The 21,549-nt window shown below is 59.9% G+C and carries 19 protein-coding genes; 14 read left to right on the top strand and 5 right to left on the bottom strand.

Going from position 1 to position 21,549, the window contains the following annotated elements:
- Window positions 1-366 precede the first annotated feature (366 nt).
- From K0F88_RS07040 to K0F88_RS07005, 8 genes are all read left to right on the top strand, one after another.
- Entirely contained in the window at window positions 367-1,665 is a 1,299-nt protein-coding gene (locus K0F88_RS07040) for an MFS transporter (protein WP_219094667.1), read from the top strand.
- 231 nt (window positions 1,666-1,896) lie between these two features.
- Window positions 1,897-2,898 (top strand): phosphate ABC transporter substrate-binding protein PstS, encoded by a 1,002-nt coding sequence (locus K0F88_RS07035; protein WP_219094666.1) that lies wholly within the window; start codon window positions 1,897-1,899, stop codon window positions 2,896-2,898.
- 217 nt (window positions 2,899-3,115) lie between these two features.
- On the top strand, window positions 3,116-5,398 hold the full coding sequence (locus K0F88_RS07030; protein WP_219094665.1) for an ABC transporter permease subunit: 2,283 nt from the start codon (window positions 3,116-3,118) through the stop codon (window positions 5,396-5,398).
- Window positions 5,399-5,413: 15 nt separating this feature from the next.
- Entirely contained in the window at window positions 5,414-7,084 is a 1,671-nt protein-coding gene (gene pstA, locus K0F88_RS07025; protein ID WP_219094664.1) for a phosphate ABC transporter permease PstA, read from the top strand.
- Window positions 7,085-7,250: 166 nt separating this feature from the next.
- Window positions 7,251-8,084 (top strand): phosphate ABC transporter ATP-binding protein PstB, encoded by an 834-nt coding sequence (pstB, locus tag K0F88_RS07020; RefSeq protein WP_219094663.1) that lies wholly within the window; start codon window positions 7,251-7,253, stop codon window positions 8,082-8,084.
- Window positions 8,085-8,155: 71 nt separating this feature from the next.
- Window positions 8,156-8,917, top strand: a complete 762-nt coding sequence (gene phoU / locus K0F88_RS07015; RefSeq protein WP_008150055.1) for a phosphate signaling complex protein PhoU — start codon at window positions 8,156-8,158, stop codon at window positions 8,915-8,917.
- A gap of 167 nt (window positions 8,918-9,084) precedes the next feature.
- Window positions 9,085-9,987, top strand: a complete 903-nt coding sequence (locus tag K0F88_RS07010) for a response regulator (RefSeq protein WP_219094662.1) — start codon at window positions 9,085-9,087, stop codon at window positions 9,985-9,987.
- A gap of 205 nt (window positions 9,988-10,192) precedes the next feature.
- Complete coding sequence (locus K0F88_RS07005) at window positions 10,193-11,113, top strand: peptidoglycan DD-metalloendopeptidase family protein (RefSeq protein ID WP_094469945.1); 921 nt, start codon at window positions 10,193-10,195, stop codon at window positions 11,111-11,113.
- 78 nt (window positions 11,114-11,191) lie between these two features.
- Here the strand turns inward: K0F88_RS07005 and K0F88_RS07000 are convergent, their stop codons facing one another.
- The 3 genes from K0F88_RS07000 to phoB form a co-directional block, all read right to left on the bottom strand.
- Window positions 11,192-12,532 carry a hemolysin family protein gene (locus K0F88_RS07000; protein WP_219094661.1) on the bottom strand — a complete coding sequence of 447 codons (1,341 nt, stop codon included), beginning with the start codon at window positions 12,530-12,532 and terminating at the stop codon, window positions 11,192-11,194.
- 123 nt (window positions 12,533-12,655) lie between these two features.
- The gene (phoR, locus tag K0F88_RS06995) at window positions 12,656-13,942 is read right to left on the bottom strand and encodes a phosphate regulon sensor histidine kinase PhoR (protein WP_257605207.1); all 1,287 of its coding nucleotides are present in this window, start codon (window positions 13,940-13,942) and stop codon (window positions 12,656-12,658) included.
- An 81-nt stretch (window positions 13,943-14,023) separates the two neighbouring features.
- On the bottom strand, window positions 14,024-14,713 hold the full coding sequence (gene phoB, locus K0F88_RS06990) for a phosphate regulon transcriptional regulator PhoB (RefSeq protein ID WP_008150066.1): 690 nt from the start codon (window positions 14,711-14,713) through the stop codon (window positions 14,024-14,026).
- Window positions 14,714-14,866: 153 nt separating this feature from the next.
- Here phoB and K0F88_RS06985 point away from each other — a divergent pair, with 153 nt between their 5' ends.
- Window positions 14,867-15,250: a hypothetical protein gene (locus K0F88_RS06985; protein ID WP_094469949.1), complete on the top strand. Its 384-nt coding sequence runs from the start codon at window positions 14,867-14,869 to the stop codon at window positions 15,248-15,250.
- Window positions 15,251-15,350: 100 nt separating this feature from the next.
- On the opposite strand, the gene ubiA is transcribed toward K0F88_RS06985, so the two are convergent.
- Both ubiA and K0F88_RS06975 read right to left on the bottom strand, forming a co-directional pair.
- Window positions 15,351-16,241, bottom strand: a complete 891-nt coding sequence (ubiA, locus tag K0F88_RS06980; RefSeq protein ID WP_219094659.1) for a 4-hydroxybenzoate octaprenyltransferase — start codon at window positions 16,239-16,241, stop codon at window positions 15,351-15,353.
- Window positions 16,241-16,792 carry a chorismate lyase gene (locus K0F88_RS06975; protein ID WP_219094658.1) on the bottom strand — a complete coding sequence of 184 codons (552 nt, stop codon included), beginning with the start codon at window positions 16,790-16,792 and terminating at the stop codon, window positions 16,241-16,243. Before K0F88_RS06975 ends, ubiA begins: the two co-directional genes overlap by 1 nt.
- A 202-nt stretch (window positions 16,793-16,994) precedes the next feature.
- Between K0F88_RS06975 and K0F88_RS06970 the strand changes: the two genes are divergently transcribed.
- From K0F88_RS06970 to tssB, 5 genes are all read left to right on the top strand, one after another.
- Window positions 16,995-17,162 carry a rubredoxin gene (locus tag K0F88_RS06970; RefSeq protein ID WP_007954349.1) on the top strand — a complete coding sequence of 56 codons (168 nt, stop codon included), beginning with the start codon at window positions 16,995-16,997 and terminating at the stop codon, window positions 17,160-17,162.
- A gap of 22 nt (window positions 17,163-17,184) precedes the next feature.
- Complete coding sequence (locus K0F88_RS06965) at window positions 17,185-18,333, top strand: NAD(P)/FAD-dependent oxidoreductase (protein WP_219094657.1); 1,149 nt, start codon at window positions 17,185-17,187, stop codon at window positions 18,331-18,333.
- 192 nt (window positions 18,334-18,525) lie between these two features.
- Window positions 18,526-18,801: an HU family DNA-binding protein gene (locus K0F88_RS06960; protein WP_003213368.1), complete on the top strand. Its 276-nt coding sequence runs from the start codon at window positions 18,526-18,528 to the stop codon at window positions 18,799-18,801.
- Between the two features lie 651 nt (window positions 18,802-19,452).
- Window positions 19,453-21,009 (top strand): type VI secretion system protein TssA, encoded by a 1,557-nt coding sequence (tssA, locus tag K0F88_RS06955; protein ID WP_094469954.1) that lies wholly within the window; start codon window positions 19,453-19,455, stop codon window positions 21,007-21,009.
- A 32-nt stretch (window positions 21,010-21,041) separates the two neighbouring features.
- Window positions 21,042-21,545 (top strand): type VI secretion system contractile sheath small subunit, encoded by a 504-nt coding sequence (gene tssB, locus K0F88_RS06950; protein WP_019650069.1) that lies wholly within the window; start codon window positions 21,042-21,044, stop codon window positions 21,543-21,545.
- The last annotated feature ends 4 nt before the right edge of the window (window positions 21,546-21,549 follow it).

Here is a 21,549-nt window from a genome sequence, read left to right as displayed (position 1 = left end):
CCCGTGACTCTTCATTGGTACTTCAGGTGAATAGCCGTCTCAAGGAAAAACGATTCAGCCCCGAACATACTACGTTCGTCACGTTTTTCGAAAGGCGCCTAAAGGGAAACTCTGCGAAAGCGACTGAGCCACGCAATGACCTTGCCAGTCATCCAGCGCGTTTTCGCACAGCAACCCCTTACAAATGCTGCAATGCAGCGAGTATATCGATCGGTAGACTCCGAGACGACCGTCCGGTTCTCATTTTGACCGTCAAATACGCACCTCTATGTGCTTTTTCGAACAATTTGCTATCGTGCCGGACCTGCCCAAGCCCTCGCCAGCGTTGTTGGGGTTGCAGATCCGACTATAAGAGAAGCCCTTGCCATGACCACAGCGCCCTCTAGCATCGCGCAGCCGACCCAGCCCGCACGCCCGTTGACCCGCAACGACTACAAGACGTTATCGCTGTCTGCCCTGGGCGGCGCGCTGGAGTTTTACGACTTCATCATCTTCGTGTTCTTCGCCACGGTGGTGGGCAAACTGTTCTTCCCGGCGGACATGCCCGAGTGGCTGCGCCTGATGCAGACGTTCGGCATCTTCGCCGCCGGCTACCTTGCTCGTCCGTTGGGCGGCATTGTAATGGCGCATTTCGGCGACCTGCTGGGCCGCAAAAAGATGTTCACCCTGAGCATTTTCATGATGGCGGTGCCGACCCTGATCATGGGCCTGCTGCCGACCTATGCGCAGATCGGCATGTGGGCGCCGATCCTGCTGCTGCTGATGCGGGTGATTCAAGGCGCGGCGATTGGCGGTGAAGTGCCGGGCGCGTGGGTATTCGTTTCCGAACACGTGCCAGCGCGTCATATCGGTTATGCCTGCGGCACCCTGACGAGCGGTCTGACGGCTGGCATCCTTCTGGGATCATTGGTCGCCACCGCGATCAACAGCATTTACACCCCGCTGGAAGTGTCCGATTACGCCTGGCGGATCCCGTTCCTGCTGGGCGGCGTTTTCGGTCTGTTCTCGGTCTACCTGCGCCGCTGGTTGCACGAGACCCCTGTGTTCGCCGAACTGCAACTGCGCAAGGCCCTGGCCGAAGAAGTACCGCTGCGTGCTGTGTTGCGTGACCACCGCGGTGCGATTCTGATTTCCATGTTGCTGACCTGGCTGCTGTCCGCCGCAATCGTTGTGTTGATCCTGATGACGCCGACTGTGCTGCAGACGGTGTACCACTTCTCGCCCACCACGGCGCTGCAAGCCAATAGCCTGGCGATCGTGTTCCTCAGCTTTGGCTGCATCATTGCCGGCGCACTGTCTGACCGGTTCGGCGCAGGGCGGGTCTTCGTGTTCGGCTGTGCGGCGTTGTTGCTGAGCTCCTGGACCTTCTATCACAGCCTGGCCGCGCATCCCGACTGGTTGTTCCCGCTGTATGCCCTGACTGGCCTGCTGGTCGGCACCATCGGCGCCGTGCCCTACGTGATGGTCAAAGCCTTCCCGCCCGTGGTGCGCTTCAGTGGTCTGTCGTTTTCCTACAACGTTGCCTACGCCATCTTTGGCGGCCTGACGCCGATGATCGTCAGCCTGTTGCTCAAGGAAAGCCCGATGGGGCCGTCGTATTACGTGGCGGTTCTTTGCGGTGTCGGGATTCTGGTGGGGGCTTATCTCTGGAAGAAAGGGCGGTGATCCCGAAATTGTCTGTAGCTGTACCGGCCCCAATCGCCAGCAGGCTAGCGCCCACATTGAAATGCATTCCAATGTGGGGCTAGCCTGCTAGCGATTTGGGGCGCATGAATTATTCGGTAAAAACTCGAATGCTGGCCTTTCATCCAATTGTCATATTTCAGCCATAGAGTGTTCACACGGCCTGCTGATACTTGGCCCCGACTAACACACCCTATCTGCTAGGAGTAAGGCATGAAACTGAAGCGTTTGATGGCGGCAATGACTTTTGTCGCTGCTGGCGTTGCGACTGCCAACGCGGTTGCCGCTGTTGACCCTGCTATCCCGAGCTACACCAAGACCACTGGTGTGTCGGGCAACCTGTCCAGCGTCGGCTCCGATACTCTGGCCAACCTCATGACCCTGTGGGCTGAGAACTACAAAAAAGAATACCCGAACGTCAACATCCAGATTCAGGCCGCTGGCTCCGCCACTGCGCCACCTGCGCTGACTGAAGGCACCTCTAACCTGGGCCCGATGAGCCGCAAGATGAAGGACACCGAACTGGCTGCCTTCGAGCAGAAGTACGGCTACAAGCCAACCGCTATCCCGGTTGCCGTGGACGCCCTGGCTGTCTTCGTACACAAAGACAACCCGATCCAGCACCTGACCATGGAGCAAGTCGACGCGATCTTCTCGTCCACTCGTCTGTGCGGCGCTAAAACCGACGTTAAAACCTGGGGCGACCTGGGTGTGACCGGCGACCTGGCCAACAAGCCGGTTCAGCTGTTCGGCCGTAACTCGGTTTCCGGCACCTATGGCTACTTCAAAGAAGAAGCCCTGTGCAAAGGCGACTACAAGCCAAACGTCAACGAACAACCAGGTTCGGCTTCGGTCGTGCAGTCGATCAGCTCCTCGCTGAACGGCATCGGTTACTCGGGCATCGGCTACAAGACCGCTAGCGTGAAGACAGTGGCCCTGGCCAAGAAAGGCAGCACTGACTTCATCGAAGACACCGAAGAAAACGCCCTGAACGGCAAGTACCCGCTGTCGCGTTTCCTCTACGTCTACGTCAACAAAGCCCCGAACAAGCCTCTGGCCCCGCTGGAAGCCGAGTTCGTGAAACTGGTTCTGTCCAAACAGGGCCAGGAAGTGGTAGTGAAAGACGGCTACATCCCACTGCCGGCCAAGGTTGCTGCCAAAGCACTGGCTGACCTGGGTCTGCAGGAAGGCGGCGCTGAAGTCGCAAAAAAGTAAAACCCTAGGCCCGGGGCACGCCCCGGACCTGTAGGGGGCGGCTTGCTGGCGATCCTGTCGACTCGGTCTGACAGGTTCACTGCGGTGAAGCCATCGCCAGCAAGCCGGCTCCTACACCCCCCAAATTTCCGGTCCACTGCCAGTTCCCGCTGGCGGCGGATTTGTTGCGTCACTGCATTGTCATCTTTCTGTCATACAGGATCGCTAGGGTGTGCGCATGAATGATCTGGCCAATTCCACCATGACTACTAATCCCCCCAAGCGAATTGATTTCAATACGCCTGAGCTGCAACGCAAGCGCCGCATCCGCGCGCTCAAGGATCGCCTGACCCGCTGGTACGTCCTCGTGGGCGGCCTCGCCGTTCTCGGCGCGATCACGCTGATCTTTTTCTTCCTCGCCTACGTCGTCGCGCCGCTGTTCCAGGGTGCCGACCTGACCGCCAAGGACGCCATCACGCCTGCCTGGATGCAAGATGCCGGCAAGCCGCTGATGATCTCCCTGGAAGAACAGAATCAGGTCGCCATGCGGGTTTCCGACAAAGGGCAGGCACTGTTCTTCGATATCGACAGTGGCGCCGAACTCAAGCGCGTCGATCTGCCTATCCCGGCGGGCACCACGGTCACGTCAATTGCTGAAGACCAACCCGGCCATCCGCTGGTAGCGGTTGGCTTGTCCAACGGTCAGGCGCTGGTGTTTCGCCACACGTACAAGGTCAGCTACCCGGACGGCAAGAAGACCATCTCGCCAGCCATCGAATACCCGTATGGCGAAACCCCGATTGCGCTGAACGAGACGGGCGGTGCGCTGGAGCATGTCAGCCTCAACGCCACCGATACGACCCTGATGCTGGTCGGCTCCACCGGTTCGCAACTCAATGTCCTGTCGCTGACCAGCGAAGAAAACATGATGACCGGCGAAGTCACCAACGAGCAGAAGCGTATCGATCTGCCGCAGATGACCGAGCCGGTGAAGAACATCTTTGTCGACCCGCGTCAGCAATGGCTGTACGTGATCAACGGTCGCGCCCAGGCCGACGTGTTCAGCCTGCGCGACAAGAGCCTCAACGGTCGCTACAAGCTGCTTGAGAACGGCGATGCCGAGATTACCGCCAGCACCCAGTTGGTGGGTGGTATCTCGCTGATCCTCGGTGACTCCAAAGGTGGTCTGGCCCAGTGGTTCATGGCTCGCGACCCGGACGGCGAACTGCGTCTGAAGCAGATTCGTACCTTCCAGATGGGCACTACACCGATTGTCGAAATCACCGCTGAAGAACGTCGCAAAGGCTTCGTGGCCCTCGACGCCTCCGGCAAGCTAGGCGTGTTCCACAGCACCGCTCACCGCACCTTGCTGGTGGATCAGGTGGTCGACGGCCAGGGCATTTTCGGCATGTCGCCGCGTGCCAACCGTATCATCGTCGAGGCCAACGGTAAGGTGCAGCCGCTGCTGCTGGACAATCCGCACCCGGAAGTTTCGTGGAGCGCGTTGTGGAGCAAGGTCTGGTACGAGAACTACGACGAACCTAAATACGTCTGGCAATCGACCGCTGCCAACACTGACTTCGAACCGAAGATGAGCTTGTCGCCGCTGACCTTCGGTACCCTGAAAGCCGCGTTCTACGCCATGCTGTTGGCGGCACCGCTGGCCGTCGCTGCTGCGATCTACACCGCGTACTTCATGGCCCCAAGCTTGCGTCGCAAGGTCAAACCGGTGATTGAGCTGATGGAAGCGATGCCGACGGTGATCCTCGGTTTCTTCGCCGGCCTGTTCCTCGCGCCTTATGTGGAAGGGCATTTGCCGGGCATCTTCAGCCTGCTGATGCTCTTGCCGGTTGGCATCCTGGTCGCCGGTTTCGTCTTCAGCCGCCTCCCTGAGTCCATCCGCCTGAAAGTGCCGGACGGCTGGGAAAGCGCGATCCTGATCCCGGTGATCCTGTTTGTGGGCTGGTTGTCGCTGTACATGAGCCCTTACATGGAAACCTGGTTCTTCGGCGGCGACATGCGCATGTGGATCTCCCACGACCTGGGCATCACCTACGACCAGCGCAACGCCCTGGTAGTCGGTCTGGCCATGGGCTTCGCGGTGATCCCGAACATTTACTCCATCGCCGAAGACGCCGTGTTCAGCGTACCTCGCGGCCTGACCCTCGGTTCCCTGGCCCTCGGTGCCACACCGTGGCAGACCATGACGCGGGTGGTGATCCTCACCGCCAGCCCGGGCATCTTCTCGGCGCTGATGATCGGCATGGGCCGTGCGGTCGGTGAAACGATGATTGTGCTGATGGCCACCGGTAACACCCCGGTCATGGAAATGAACCTGTTCGAAGGCCTGCGCACCCTGGCGGCCAACGTTGCGGTGGAAATGCCCGAATCGGAAGTCGGCGGCAGCCACTACCGCGTGCTGTTCCTCTCGGCGCTGGTGCTGCTGTTGTTCACCTTTGTCATGAACACCCTCGCAGAACTGATTCGTCAGCGCCTGCGCAAGAAATACTCGTCGCTTTAAGAAAGGTAGAAGTCTGTGAAACAGAACTCCCTGAAAGGATGGTTCAAGAGCGGCGCCCCAGGCGTCTGGATCAGCGGTGGCGCGGTGTCCATCGCGGTCATCATGACCATTGGCCTGCTGGCGGTGATTGCCGTGCGCGGTCTGGGTCACTTCTGGCCGGCGGATTTGATTCACGCCAGCTACGACGTACCGGGCCAGGCCAATCACCTGGTCATCGGCGAAGTGGTACAGAAGGAAGAAGTGCCACGTGAGCGCCTGAAAAGCGCTGGCCTGCCGGTGCCCGATCAGGGCCCGGAGTTCATGACCCGCGAGCTGATCAAGGTCGGCAACCGTGACCTGAACGGCAACGACTTCACCTGGATCGTCGGCGAGTGGCTGACCAACCAGAAGACGCCGCCGGAGCTGATGGCTATCGAGCGTCGCGAGTGGGGCAACTTCTACGGCTACCTGGTCAACGTCAAGCAGGACGGCAAAGTCATCGCTGAAGGCGAAGCCGCATGGCCCGAGTTGCAGGCCCGTGTCGATCGCGTGAACAAGCTTGCAGCACAGCTCAAGACCCTGGAAAAGGTCGACATCGGCGCGATCAACTCGGGTCTGGAACGTGTGCGTCTGCACGGTCGCAAACTGGAACTGGCCGGCCAGCTCGACGCCGCCGCGCAAGCGGACATGGAATCCGAGCGCGCCGAGCTCAATGCCCGTTATCAGGACATCGAAGCCCGCCTGAACGACTTGCACGCCCAGTTCAACCGCGACAGCCTGACGGCCCGCGATGCGAACGGCAAAGAGATCGAGATCGGCATCGGCAAAGTGGTCCACGCTTATCAGCCGAATGCCATGAGCACCTTCACCAAGATCGGCTTCTACGTCAGCAAGGTCTGGGAATTCCTCAGCGATGACCCGCGTGAAGCGAACACCGAAGGCGGGATCTTCCCGGCCATTTTCGGCACCGTCATGATGACCTTGATCATGGCGATGATTGTGACGCCGTTCGGCGTGCTGGCGGCGGTTTACCTGCGTGAATACGCCAAGCAGAACGCGTTGACCCGGATTATCCGCATCGCGGTGAACAACCTGGCGGGCGTGCCGGCGATTGTCTACGGCGTGTTCGGCCTGGGCTTCTTCGTCTACGTACTCGGCGGTTCGGTTGACCGGTTGTTCTTCCCTGAAGCATTGCCGGCACCGACTTTCGGTACGCCGGGTCTGCTCTGGGCGTCCCTGACCCTGGCGCTGCTGGCGGTGCCGGTGGTGATCGTGGCCACGGAAGAAGGCCTGGCGCGGATTCCTCGCACCGTGCGTGAAGGCTCATTGGCCCTCGGCGCGACCAAGGCTGAAACCTTGTGGAAGATCGTGCTGCCGATGGCCAGCCCGGCAATGATGACCGGCATGATCCTCGCCGTGGCGCGCGCCGCCGGTGAAGTGGCGCCGCTGATGCTGGTGGGTGTGGTGAAACTGGCACCGTCGCTGCCACTGGACGGCAACTACCCATACCTCCACCTGGACCAGAAGATCATGCACTTGGGCTTTCACATCTATGACGTCGGCTTCCAGAGCCCGAACGTCGAGGCGGCGCGGCCGCTGGTGTACGCCACGGCGCTGCTGCTGGTGCTGGTGATCGCCACGTTGAACCTGTCGGCCGTTTATATTCGTAACCATCTGCGCGAGAAGTACAAAGCGCTGGATAGCTAATCAACACCGAACTGTAGGAGCCGGCTTGCTGGCGAAGGCATCACCGCGGTGAGCCTGCGGGACCGAGTTGTCTGCATCGCCAGCAAGCCGGCTCCTACAACGAATTGCGTAACCGCGGGCCTGGCCTGCGGCCTCGAACTGAATTTGTTAGCACAGGGAGCCTCCCATGCAGCACGAAGCACATACCCACGGCATCAACATGTCTGCCCTGGGCCGCGACAAACAGAGCCTGAACCTTGCGCAGGAAACCGTGGCCATCGAAGTGCCGGGCCTGAACCTGTTCTACGGCGACAAACAAGCGCTGTACGACGTCAGCCTGAACATCCCGAAACAGCGCGTAACGGCCTTCATCGGTCCGTCCGGCTGCGGCAAGTCCACGCTGCTGCGGACCTTCAACCGCATGAACGACCTGGTCGACGGTTGCCGCGTAGAAGGTGAAATCAACCTGTACGGCCACAACATCTACCGCAAGGGCGAAGACGTCGCCGAACTGCGTCGTCGCGTCGGCATGGTGTTCCAGAAACCGAACCCGTTCCCGAAAACCATCTACGAAAACGTGGTGTACGGCCTGCGCATCCAGGGCATCAACAAAAAACGCATCCTCGACGAAGCGGTCGAGTGGGCGTTGAAAGGCGCGGCGCTGTGGGACGAAGTCAAAGACCGTCTGCATGAGTCGGCACTTGGCCTGTCTGGTGGTCAGCAGCAACGTCTGGTGATCGCGCGCACTATCGCCGTGGAGCCGGAAGTGCTGCTGCTCGACGAACCGTGCTCGGCACTCGACCCGATCTCCACGTTGAAAGTCGAAGAACTGATCTACGAGCTGAAATCGAAGTTCACCATCGTCATCGTGACCCACAACATGCAACAGGCCGCGCGGGTTTCCGACTACACGGCGTTCATGTACATGGGCAAGCTGGTGGAATTCGGCGACACCGATACGTTGTTCACCAATCCGGCGAAGAAGCAGACCGAAGACTACATCACTGGTCGCTACGGCTAGGAAGCTGTTGTTGCTCACTGAACTGACGCTGCGGTCCACCGCACCTAACCGGACGCTCCAAGGACGCCAACATGATTAGCAAAGAAGGCCTTACCCATCACATCTCCGCGCAGTTCAACGCCGAGCTCGAGGAAGTGCGCAGCCACCTCCTGGCCATGGGCGGGCTGGTGGAAAAGCAGGTCAACGACGCGGTGACCGCGCTGATCGAGGCCGACTCCGGCCTGGCCCAGCAGGTTCGTGAGATCGACGACCAGATCAACCAGATGGAACGCAACATCGACGAAGAATGCCTGCGCATTCTGGCCCGCCGTCAGCCGGCCGCGTCTGACTTGCGTCTGATCATCAGCATCTCCAAGTCGGTCATCGACCTGGAGCGCATCGGTGACGAAGCGACCAAGATCGCCCGCCGCGCCATTCAGTTGTGCGAAGAAGGCGAGGCCCCGCGCGGCTACGTCGAGGTTCGCCACATCGGCGACCAGGTGCGCAACATGGTGCGTGACGCGCTGGACGCCTTTGCCCGTTTCGACGCCGACCTGGCGTTGTCGGTGGCCCAGTACGACAAGATCATCGACCGCGAATACAAGACCGCACTGCGTGAGCTGGCGACCTACATGATGGAAGACCCGCGCTCTATCTCGCGGGTCTTGAGCATTATCTGGGTACTGCGTTCGCTGGAGCGCATCGGCGACCACGCGCGCAACATCTCGGAGCTGGTGATTTATCTGGTGCGCGGCACGGACGTGCGTCACCTGGGCCTCAAGCGCATGAAAGAAGAAGTTGAAGGCACAAGTGGCGAAACCGCTAATGTTCCGGGCAAAGCTGACGATAAGTAAGACTGCCCAAGAAAAACGCCCGGTCCTTTGGCCGGGCGTTTTTTTGTGTGGTTTTCGACTTCAAAAGCAGCACCCGCGAACGAAAAGTCCCGGCGTGACTGAAGGTTTTTGGCAATGTGCCATCAGCAAAACGGTATGCTTGCCGGGATTTTTTCGAGGGGTGATGGATGAGCAAGATCAGTGTGTTGGTGGTGGACGATGCGGCATTCATTCGTGACCTGGTAAAGAAGTGCCTGCGTAACTACTTCCCGGGTATCCGGACCGAAGATGCCATCAACGGCAAAAAGGCCCAGGCCATGCTGGCCAAGGAAGCGTTCGACCTGGTGCTGTGCGACTGGGAAATGCCGGAAATGTCTGGCCTGGAACTGCTGACCTGGTGCCGCGAGCAGGACAACCTCAAGACCATGCCCTTCGTGATGGTGACCAGCCGTGGCGATAAAGAGAACGTGGTCCAGGCGATCCAGGCTGGCGTTTCCGGCTACGTCAGCAAGCCCTTCACCAACGAACAACTGCTGACCAAGGTCAAGCAAGCGCTGAACAAGGTCGGCAAGCTCGACGCCTTGATGAACGGGGCGCCGACCAAAATGAACTCGGCCTTCGGCAACGACTCCCTGAGCGCGTTGACCGGTGGCAAGGCCGCCGTGGTCGCTCCCGCCCCGGCGCCTGCACCGACCCGTGGTTTGCTCAACAGCCCACCGGTGAAGGCGCCGGTCGCTGCTTCCGCTCCTGCCAGCGGACGTGGACAAGGCCAGCTGCGTTTGCCAAGCGGCATTCAGCAGTGCGTGATCAAAGCCTTGAGCATCAAGGAAGCGCTGCTGGTGGTGAAGCGCACCGACGCGCTGCCGCAAGTCCTCGACAGCGCCGTGCTCGACCTGGAGCAGGGCGACAACGCCGAAGTCGCCCGTCTCAATGGCTACCTGCACGCCATCGTCGCGTTTGAACCGAAACCCGACAGCGACTGGCTGCAACTGACCTTCCGCTTTGTGGACCAGGATGCGCAGAAGCTCGACTACATCTCCCGATTGATCGCCCGGGGTACGGCGCAGAAGCATTTCGTTCCAGGCGCGTAATCTTCATCGCCTGAGAGTCCGTCTTCGCGGGCAAGCCTCGCTCCTACAGATCACACCGACCTGTAGGAGCGAGGCTTGCCCGCGAAGGGGCCATCACATTCACCGCACGTCTCCTTCGCTGCCCATTTTGAAACATCTGCCGACTACCCGGGTCCATTGCAGCTGCTAGGCTCCTTCCCAGGCCTTACTCGACAGACTCTTGCCCATGCTCGCGCGCCTGCTGTTTTTCTGTGGTCTTTTCATGGCCTCCACCTCGGCTGTGGCCATGACGATCTACAAGTCCAAAGACGCCAATGGCGTGGTCTCCTACAGCGACCGCCCCACCAAAGGCTCCCAGGTGTTCGTTTTTCGTGATCGTATGGTCGAGCACCTTGAGCGCCAGGTGTACCTGGAGATCAAGAAGCAGAAGGGCGTGGACAACGTGTACGTGCGCAACGACCTGTATGCGCCGGTCGAGATCGAGCTGAGTTTTGCCGGGCTGAGCAATGTCAGCGGCGCGCCGAGCCGACCGATCCGCCGGGTGATGCCGGCGCGCAGCAACATCCGTCTGGCGCTGCTCACGGCGACGAAGGCCGGAAGGCCGCTGGCTTATACACCAAGGTTCGAATATTCCCTGGGCGACCCTTCAGGGGCTGCCATGGCCTATCGGTATCCGCTGCCCTGGCGTGGCGGGCCGTTTCGCTTGAGTCAGGGCGCCAACGGCCAATACAGCCATTTCGGTGCCAAGAACCGCTACGCCATGGACATCGCCATGCCCGAAGGCACGCCAATTATCGCGGCGCGTGGCGGGGTGGTGGTGAAAACCGAGAATACCCAGACCGGACGCGGCACCGATCCTTCAGGCAATTTCGTGCGAGTGCTTCACGATGACGGGACGATGGGCGTGTACCTGCACCTCAAGCAAGGTTCGGTGGGCGTTCGCGAGGGGCAACGGGTAGCGGTGGGAAGTGCGCTGGCCTTGTCGGGCAATACCGGCAACAGCAGCGGGCCGCATTTGCACTTCGTGGTGCAGCGCAATACGGGGTTGGGCCTGGTGTCGATTCCGTATCAGTTCAATCAGCCGGTGGGCGCATTGCCCAACTTTGCGTTGGGCAGTAGGAGCCGGCTTGCTGGCGATGAACGATAACTCGGTATCACATGACACCGCGGCGCCCCCATCGTCGGAACGCCGCCCGCAGCAAGCCGGCTCCTACAAGGGTATGACTCAATCCAGCATCAACACCTTGGCCAGAATGATCTTCGGCCCTTTCATCTTCTTGATGATGATCCGCAAGCCTTCGACTTCCAGCACTTCTTCCTCTTCCGGCACCCGTTTCAGTGTTTCGTAGATCAGCCCGGCGAGGGTTTCGGCTTCGATGTGGTCCAGGTCGATGCCCAGCAGGCGTTCGACCTTGAACAGCGGCGTATCACCGCGCACCAACAGCTTGCCCGGCTGGTAAGCGAGGATGCCGCGCTCAGCCTTGCGGTGTTCGTCCTGAATGTCGCCGACCAGCACCTCAAGCACGTCTTCCATGGTCAGGTAGCCGATGATGTTGCCATCGGCTTCTTCGACCAGGGCGAAGTGCGAGCCACCCTTGCGGAACTGCTCCAGCAACTGCGACAGCGGCATGTGCCGCGACACGCGCTCCAGCGGCCGGGTCAGTTCGGCGAGGTTGAATGACTCGGGAATGTGGTCCAGGGCCGCCAGTTCCAGCAGCAAGTCCTTGATGTGCAGCAGGCCGACGAACTCCTGGCTCTCACTGTCGTAGACCGGATAACGGCTGAACTTGTGGCGACGGAACATCGCCAGGATTTCCTTGAGCGGCGCGTTGAACTCCAGCGTCACCAGGTCTTCCCGGGAGTTGGCCCAGTCGACCACTTCCAGCTCGCCCATTTCCACGGCGGAAGCCAATACACGCATGCCTTGGTCGCTCGGGTCCTGGCCACGGCTGGAGTGCAGGATCAGTTTCAGTTCTTCACGGCTGTAATGGTGCTCGTGATGCGGGCCGGGTTCGCCCTGGCCGGCGATGCGCAGGATGAAGTTGGCACTGGCGTTGAGCAGGTAAATCGCCGGGTACATGGCCCAGTAGAACAGGTACAGCGGCACGGCAGTCCAGAGCGACAGCAGCTCGGGTTTGCGGATCGCCCACGACTTGGGCGCCAGTTCACCGACCACGATGTGCAGGTACGAAATCACGAAGAACGCAGCGAAGAACGATACGCCCTTGATCACTTCGGCCGACTGCACGCCGACTGCTTCAAGCATCGGTTCGAGGATGTGCGCAAACGCCGGCTCACCGACCCAGCCGAGGCCGAGGGAGGCGAGGGTGATACCCAGTTGGCACGCCGACAGGTAGGCATCGAGCTGACTGTGAACGGTGCGCAGGATGTGTCCGCGCCAGCCGTTTTTTTCAGCGATGGCCTCGACCCGGGTCGAGCGCAATTTGACCATGGCGAATTCCGCCGCAACGAAAAAGCCGTTGAGCAAAACCAGGATCAGAGCAAAAAGAATCATGCCGAAATCGGCGAAGAGTGTCGCGAGGGTCAAACCTGGGGAAGGGTCCATGATGGAGTTTTGCGGGTTCCGTGTATTCGAATAGGGGGTCAATGCGGTGCCTGAAGGGCAGGCACAAGTCAGCCAATGTAGCGGCTGACCGGGCGATTGCCTAGTAGCGAGTGCTGGCCGGTATCAGTCGGCGGTGCTGATGACGCGCGTTTTCGTCACTTGGGCGGGCGCAAAATGGCAGGTAAAGGTGCTGCCGTGGCCCGGCACACTGCTGATTTCCATCCGCGCGCGGTGGCGCAGCAGCACGTGTTTGACGATCGCCAGGCCGAGGCCGGTGCCGCCGGTGTTGGAGTTGCGGCTGGAGTCGACGCGGTAGAAACGTTCAGTCAGGCGCGGCAGGTGTTTGCTGTCGATGCCGATCCCGGAATCCTGCACGCTCAGGTGTGCGCCTTGCTCATCGCCCCACCAGCGAATGCGGATATTGCCTTCGGCCGGGGTGTATTTCACCGCGTTGAACACCAGGTTGGAAAACGCGCTGCGTAACTCGGCTTCGCTGCCCTTGAGCAGAATCGTCGGATCGGCTTCCAGGGTGATGCGCTGGTTTTTCTGGCCGGACAACTGCTGAGCGTCGCTCGTGATCGATTGCAGCAAGCCGTCGATGGCCACGGGCTGGTTGTCTGAGGGGTAATCGGTGGCTTCCAGTTTGGCCAGCAGCAGCAAGTCGTTGAGCAAGGTCTGCATGCGCCCGCCTTGCTGCTGCATTTGCTGCAAGGCACGGGTCCAGCGCGGGTTCACTTCCTCGACGTTGTCGAGCAGGGTTTCCAGGTAACCGCAGATGACCGTCAGCGGTGTGCGCAGTTCATGGGAGACGTTGGCGATGAAGTCTTTGCGCATCTGTTCCAGCTGATGGATGCGTGTCACGTCGCGCACCAGCATCAAGTGTTCGTTGTTACCGTAGCGGGTGATGTACAGCTGAATGCGCAGGCGATCGTTGATCGGCGAAGGAATTTCCAGCGGTTCGGCGTAGCTGTCCTGCTCGAAATACTCCTTAAAGCGGGGATGGCGCACCAGGTTGGTGACCGGCTGACCGCTGTCTTGCGGCGTCTTGAGGCCGAGCAGGGTTTCGGCGGCGCGGTTCCACCACTCAAGGTTGCCGTCGCTGTCGAGCATGATGACGGCGTCTTTCAGCGCGGCCGTGGATTCCTGGACACGATCGATCACCGCTTGCAGGCGTCCGCGCACGCGTTGGTCGCGGCGTTGCAGGTGGTAAATGCTGTCGAACACTTCGCCCCACAGGCCATAGCCGTCGGGTGGTGCCTCGTCGGGTTTGTGCAGTCGCAGCCATTCGTGCAGGCGCAGCAGTTGCTTGAGGGTCCAGGCCAGGTAAAGGCCAAGGCCCGCGGCGAGGCTCCAGCCGTAGTAGCCGGTAATCAGGCCGATCACCAGACACCCGGTCACCAGCAACAGCATGTGGCGGATCAGGGTGCCATGCCAGTTTTGGTTCAATTGAACACGCGTCCTTGTCAGCTTGTCGGGCGGGAAAGGTCCGGGTCAGGCCTTGGTGGAAAAGCGGTAACCGGTGCCGCGCACGGTTTGTACCAGATTTTCGTAAGCATCGCCGAGCGCTTTGCGCAGGCGGCGGATGTGCACGTCGACGGTGCGCTCTTCGACATACACGTTGCCGCCCCAGACCTGATCCAGCAACTGGCCGCGGGTGTAGGCCCGTTCCTGATGGGTCATGAAGAATTGCAGCAGGCGGTATTCGGTCGGGCCCATCTCGGCGGGTTTGCCGTCGATAGTCACGCGGTGGCTGATCGGGTCGAGCAGCAGGCCGCCGACTTCAATCGGCGTCTCGCCGTCGGTAGGACCGGCACGACGCAGCACGGCTTTGAGGCGCGCCACCAGCTCACGGGGAGAAAACGGTTTGGTGATGTAATCGTCTGCGCCGACTTCCAGGCCCTGGATCTTGTTGTCCTCTTCACCCTTGGCGGTGAGCATGATGATCGGGATGTCCCCGGTCAGCTCATCGCGCTTGAGGCGACGGGCCAGCTCGATACCGGACGTTCCGGGCAGCATCCAGTCGAGCAGGATCAGGTCCGGCTTGCGGTCGACGATGATGGCATGGGCCTGCTGGGAGTTCTCGGCCTCCAGGCAGTCATAGCCGGCCATTTCCAACGCAACGGCGATCATTTCGCGAATGGGCGCTTCGTCGTCGACGATCAGAATGCTCCTGCCAACCATGCCATTAATCCTCTTGTCATTTAACTGTCTTGCGCCGCATTAGATAACGGAATTATTGCAGTCGTGTGACAACAATTTAGCAGCTCGGCGATTGTCATGATCCTGAACTAAGCTCTAAGTCCGAATCCTGACAACCACAAAAGGAAGGTTTCCATGAAGCACATCTCGCAATCCTTCAAGGCCCTGCTGCTGGTCGCGGCGTTTTCGTTGCCGGCCATGGCCTTCGCGGCTGAGCCGGGCATGATGAAAGGCGACATGATGGTCGACCACAAGGGCATGACCCTGTACACGTTTGACAAGGACACTGGGGGCAAGTCGGTATGTACAGGTGAGTGTGCAAAAAACTGGCCACCGCTGGAGGCAAAAGCAGGCGACAAAGCTGAAGGAAAATGGACCATTATCAAACGTGACGACGGCATGATGCAGTGGGCTTACAACGGCAAGCCGCTGTATTACTTCATGAAGGACAAGGCTCCTGGAGATATGACGGGCGACAAGATGAAGGACGTCTGGCACGTTGTTCGCGAGCATATGTAACGGATATTGCAAACCGCAAAAGATCGCAGCCTGCCGCCACTCCTACAGCGCCGCTCCGAGCAAAATAGAAGCTGCCGCTGGCTGCGATTCTTCCAATTTATCAGCGCAGCGCGTAATCCAGCACGATCCCGACAAAAATCGCCAACCCGGCCCAGTGGTTGTGCAAAAACGCCTTGAAGCAACGCATCCGGTCCTTGCCGCGGGTGTACCAGAACTCCCACGCGAAACAGCCCGCCGCCGCCAGCAGTCCCAAGTGGAACCAGCCCCCGAGTTCGAATTTCGACCCGGCCAGCAATAGGCAGCCCAGCGCCAGCGCCTGTAAGGTCAGGATGATCGCCCGATCCGCGTCGCCAAAAAGAATCGCCGTGGATTTCACGCCGATCTTCAAGTCGTCGTCACGGTCGGTCATCGCGTAATACGTGTCATAACCCACGGTCCACAGCAGGTTGGCGATCCACAGCAACCATGCCGCTGCCGGCAGTTCACCGGTTTCGGCGGTGAACGCCATCGGCATCCCCCAAGAAAACGCAGCACCCAGCACCACCTGCGGGTAATAGGTGTAGCGCTTCATGAACGGGTAGCTGAAGGCCAGTGCCAAACCGCCGAAGGACAACCAGATCGTGGACGCATTGGTGCACAGCACCAGCAGAAAACTCACGCCCATCAGCAATGCGAAGAACACCAGGGCTTCTTTGGAACTGATCTTGCCGCTGACCAAAGGGCGCTGTTCGGTGCGTTTCACGTGGCCGTCGACCTTGCGATCCGCCCAGTCGTTGATCACGCAGCCACCGGCGCGGGTCAGCACCACACCAAGGACGAAAATCACGATGTTGGCCAGGGAGGGCGACCCTTTGCCGGCAATCCACAGCGCCCACAGCGTCGGCCACAGCAGCAGATAAATGCCGATCGGCTTGTCCATGCGCGTCAGCTGAATGAAGTCCCAGGCCCGAGGGTTCAAGCGGTTCAGGGACTTGAGCAGGCTCTGGTACATCAGCAGTTCTCCGGGTGGGCGCGGGTGGCGAGCCACAAGGTCGGCAGGAAGATCTCGGCCACCAGCACGCTCAGGGCGCCACGGTCGAAACGCGAACGACGGCCCCACAGTTCGGGTGCCCGGCACTCCATCGGCAACCATGTTTGAGGGTAGTGACAAACCTCAATCGCACGACGCTGGAACGCGTGATCGCAAAACAGCAATTCGCCCAGGGAGCGGCTGCCCAATTCGTCCATGTGCAATCCGTCGCCCTGCAAGGCGCTGCGCGCCGCCACGCTGCGGGCAAACACCCACGCTTCGCCATAGCCACGCAAATACACCTCGCGCACCCAGCCTTCACTGCCTTCGTCCAGATCCAATGCAGCACATTCGTCGGCGCGCAGCGGTTGCCAGCCTTCGAACAGCGGCGTGACGCTGAAACCGTCATTCGACAAACGGATCAGGCGTCGGGTCAGGGAGCCTTCGTCGAACAGCCAGTCGAGGGTTGAGGCGTCGGGGAGGGGAGTGAGTTGGCTTTGGGTGAGCCACAGCGGGGATTTTGAGTGCGGCACAGTGAGTCATTATTGGCAGCAAATGAGGCGGCGAGCTTACCATGTCAGCCAGCGATTTTGATTGATCCGGGCCGCCGTTGCGCCGAACACGCTTGCATCTGCCGGGCCCGATCAGTACAAAACGGCCCTGAGCCCGACGGCAGCGCTCCAACCATCGACCGTTCGCGCCGGCAATAAGCCTGAATCCTGAGGAAGTACCTGAATGAAAAAGTGGCAATGTGTGGTCTGCGGCCTGATCTATAACGAAGCCGACGGCTGGCCGGACGATGGCATTGCGCCGGGCACGCTGTGGCAAGACGTACCGGAAGACTGGCTGTGCCCGGACTGCGGCGTCGGCAAGATGGATTTCGAAATGATCGAAATCAACTAACAAAACACCAGAGGAGTAAGGAATGAACGCACCTGTCGTGATCGTCGGCACCGGGCTGGCTGGCTACAACCTGGCCCGGGAGTTTCGCAAGCTCGATGGCGAAACCCCGTTGCTGCTGATTACCGCCGATGACGGACGCTCCTACTCCAAGCCGATGCTCTCCACCGGTTTCGGCAAGAACAAGGACGCCGATGGCCTGAGCATGGCCGAGCCGGGCGCCATGGCCGAGCAATTGAAGGCCGAAGTGCGTACGCATACGCGTATCAGCGGCATCGATCCGGGCCACAAACGCCTGTGGATTGGTGAGGAGACGGTGATTTATCGCGACCTGATCCTGGCCTGGGGGGCGGAAACCGTGCGGGTGCCCATCGAAGGCGACGCAGCGGACGCGGTTTACCCGATCAACGACCTGGAAGATTACGCACGCTTTCGTGCCGCAGCCGCTGGCAAGCGCCGGGTGTTGCTGCTCGGTGCCGGCCTGATCGGTTGCGAGTTCGCCAATGACTTGATCGTCGGCGGCTACGAGGTGCAACTGGTTGCACCGTGCGAGCAAGTCATGCCGACCCTGCTGCACCCGGCCGCTGCCGCTGCGGTTCAGGCCGGGCTGGAAAGCTTGGGCGCGCGTTTCCACCTTGGGCCGGTGCTCAACCGCTTGCAGCGCGTTGCGGACGGTCTGGAAGCGCATCTGTCCGATGGTCAGGTGATTCCGTGCGACGTGGTGGTCTCGGCCATTGGCCTGCGTCCGCGTATCGATCTGGCGGCTGCGGCCGGTGTGCAGGTCAATCGCGGCGTCGTGGTCGATCGTCACCTGAAAACCTCCCATGCCAATATCTATGCGCTGGGCGACTGCGCTGAGGTCGATGGGCTGAATCTGTTGTACGTCATGCCCCTCATGAGCTGTGCGAGAGCGCTGGCTCAGACCCTTGCCGGAAACCCTACGGCGGTGAGTTACGGCCCGATGCCGATCACCGTGAAAACTCCGGTCTGCCCATTGGTGGTTTCACCGCCGCCACGGGGTTTGGAGGGCGTCTGGACGGTCGAAGGGCAGGGCGCGGACATCAAGGCTTTATGCCGCGATGCCAGCGGAAAACTGCTCGGTTATGCCCTGACAGGCGCGGCGGTGATGGAAAAACTGGCCCTCAACAAAGAGCTTCCGGCACTGCTGGCGTAAATACTGGTCGTTCTGTCGGAATCACCCCGCTTTTGCCCCTACAAAGGTCGCGCCGAGACTGGCGCGGCTCTTCGCTGCGTGCCATCCTCACTCCCGTCTGCCGCAGAGTAGAGCACCTGCGGCGCTTTGGGCGCTGTTCCAACGAGAACAGCACGGACATAACAACAAAAAACCGTCAAAGGGGCTTCACTAATGCGTAAACCAGAACTCGCCGCTGCAATCGCTGAAAAAGCAGATCTCACCAAAGAGCAGGCCAACCGCGTTCTCAACGCCGTTCTCGAAGAAATCACCGGCGCTCTGCACCGCAAGGACAGCGTCACGCTGGTGGGCTTCGGTACCTTCCTGCAACGCCATCGCGGTGCCCGCACCGGCAAAAACCCGCAAACCGGTGAGCCTGTCAAAATCAAGGCCAGCAACACCGTTGCGTTCAAGCCAGGCAAATCGTTGAAAGACAGCGTTAATCCATAATTGCGGCGAACTCCCTGAATAACGGGGAGAACCGTATAGAAAAATGGGCACACCGATTGAACCGGGTGCCCATTTTTTATGCACGGCCTTTTGTTTTGTATATGTGTTTCGTGGACTGATTAATACATTCTGGAAAAGAACTGCCCTCATCCAAATGCTCGCGCCCTCGCCCTTAAAATGACCGCATTATATAAAGTGCCATCACGGAGATGGCACTTTCTTAATTCTCCGTTGTCGCTCTTCGTTCCGTTCACAGATGACCGCAATCTTTCGGATAGTTCCTACATTCATTCGCTTTTATTGTTGGCATGCTTCAACCCTGCTGCCATGGAGGTGCCGTTCCCGGTTTGATGAAGGTGCCGGCGACCGCTCTGCCTCAATGCTTTCAGCGCTGTCCAATGAAGGGGTAAATAATTAATTGGTATCAGGGAATCCCCTTGCACATATAGGGAAATCTCCTACACGTAATAAACAACACTTCGTCTTGTTGTTTAATCAGATGCTTGCTAGTGGCCATCATCGTGAGTACGATGCGCCCACTTGAAAGAGCACGAACTCAATTGGATGAGACTCATCGCAGCTCTTTGATACTGTCCCGCGCCGCTGCAACTGCAATTGGCGTTCGACTGTAATCCTAATTAAAGGCCATGGATGTCCTACTCAAGCAAACTTTCTGCTCATTACCTTGATCTCGCAAAAGCCTCTGTTTCCAAAGAGAATTTCGCGGGTGAGGACGTTCGTTTTTCGAGCGAATATGAGGCGCTGGAAAGCGAGCTGGCGAAAGCCTCGTCCATGCACGAAAGCGGTCAGATCGACTGGCTGAAAATCCGTGAAAACAGCGAAAACCTCCTGCGTACCCAGTCCAAGGATTTGCGGGTCGGCGCCTGGCTGACGTGGGCCTTGTACCAGCGCGAATCGTTTCAGGGGCTGTTGGCTGGCCTCGGTTTGTTGCACCACTTGTGCGAGAACCACTGGGCCGACATTCACCCGAGCAAGGCGCGTACCCGCTCCGCTGCGATCAGTTGGCTGGTGCCGCGTCTCGAGCAGGTGCTGACCGAAAATGTCGCGATCAAAGAGCAGTTGCCGATGTTCCGGCGGCTGGTCGAGCACCTTGAAGGGCTCGATGCCGCTTGCACCGAGCACTTGGGCGACGATGCGCCACTGCTGCTGCCGATCTCCCGCCGCCTGAAAAATATGGTGCAACGCGCCGCCGACAACCAGCCGGAACCTGGCGTGGTGGGCGCCGCGGTGGCCCAAGTCAAACAGGCCGCCACGCAGCTGTTCACCCCCGGCGCACCGATCGACAACGAAAAAGAAGCCCACAAGGCCCTGCGCGCTCAGCAGGAAAGCGCCCGTCCGTTGTGTGCCTGGTGGCTCAAGCAGAAAGCCACCGACCTGCGCGCCCTGCGCCTTAACCGTACGCTGCTGTGGCTGCCCATCGACGCGGTGCCTGAGCGCAACGCCGAGCAAATCACCGTGCTGCGCGGCTTGCCCGCCGACAAGCTCAAGGCCTATCAGGACCGTTACGACCAGGCCAAATACGCCGACCTGCTGGTGGAACTGGAGGCGAGCCTGGCGAAGGCGCCGTTCTGGTTCGATGGCCAGCGAATGGTCTGGGAGTGCCTCCAGGGCCTGAATGCCGAGATGGCGATGCGCGAAGTGGAAATCCACTTCGCGCTTTTGATTCAGCGTCTGCCCGGCATCGTCGAATTGCGTTTCCACGACGGCGCGCCCTTCGCCGATCCGGCCACCCGTGCCTGGATCAGCGCCAACGTCATGCCCCACCTGCAAAGCGCCAGTGCGCCACGCAAGGTCGAAGTCGCCGACACCCAGCCAGCCTGGGAAGTGGCCCTCGAAGAAGTCCTGCCGATCCTGCGCAAGGACGGCCTCAAGGCCGCCGTGCAGATCCTCAAGCAGGGCCTGCAGGGCGCCCAAGGCGGGCGGGCGCGATTTTTCTGGCAGTTCGCCTTAGCGCGGCTGTGCTTCATGGCCAAGAAGTACGAACTGGCCAGGACCCAACTCGAAACACTCGACCAAACATTACAGGACTCAGGCCTGAACGCCTGGGAGCCCGATCTTGCGCTGGAAGTGCTGCATTTACTGCATAGCTGCTGCGAGTTGTTGCCGCAGAACCATGCTGTACGTGAACGCAAGGAAGAGATTTATCGCAGGCTGTGCCACCTCGATCTCGAAGTGGTACTCGAATAGGCCCCAGGGCCACAACCGCAAGGAGAAAAGCCATGGCCAAAGAAGGCTCGGTAGCCCCCAAGGAACGCATCAACGTCACCTTCAAACCTGCCACCGGTGGTGCACAGGAAGAGATTGAACTGCCGTTGAAACTACTGGCAATCGGTGACTACACCCACCGCAAGGACGAACGCAAAGTCGAAGATCGCAAGCCGATCAGCATCGACAAGATGACGTTTGACGAAGTGCTGGCCAAGCAAGAGCTGAGCCTGACACTGAGCGTGCCGAACCGTCTGCAGGAAGATGGCGAAGCCGACGAGCTGGCCGTGCAACTGCGCGTCAATTCGATGAAGGACTTCAACCCGGCCTCGCTGGTCGAGCAAGTGCCTGAGCTGAAAAAACTGATGGAACTGCGCGACGCGCTGGTGGCCCTCAAAGGCCCGCTGGGTAACGCGCCTGCGTTCCGCAAAGCCATCGAAGGCGTTCTCGCCGACGACGAATCCCGCGGTCGCGTACTGGGTGAGCTGGGCCTGAACGCCGCAGCCCAGGACGCCTGAGTCT

Source organism: Pseudomonas sp. UMAB-40, from assembly GCF_900095275.1.
GTDB classification, from domain to species: Bacteria; Pseudomonadota; Gammaproteobacteria; order Pseudomonadales; family Pseudomonadaceae; genus Aquipseudomonas; species Aquipseudomonas mandelii_B.
The sequence above is the reverse complement of the archived record's forward strand: the minus strand, read 5'-3'. Positions and strand labels throughout refer to the sequence as shown.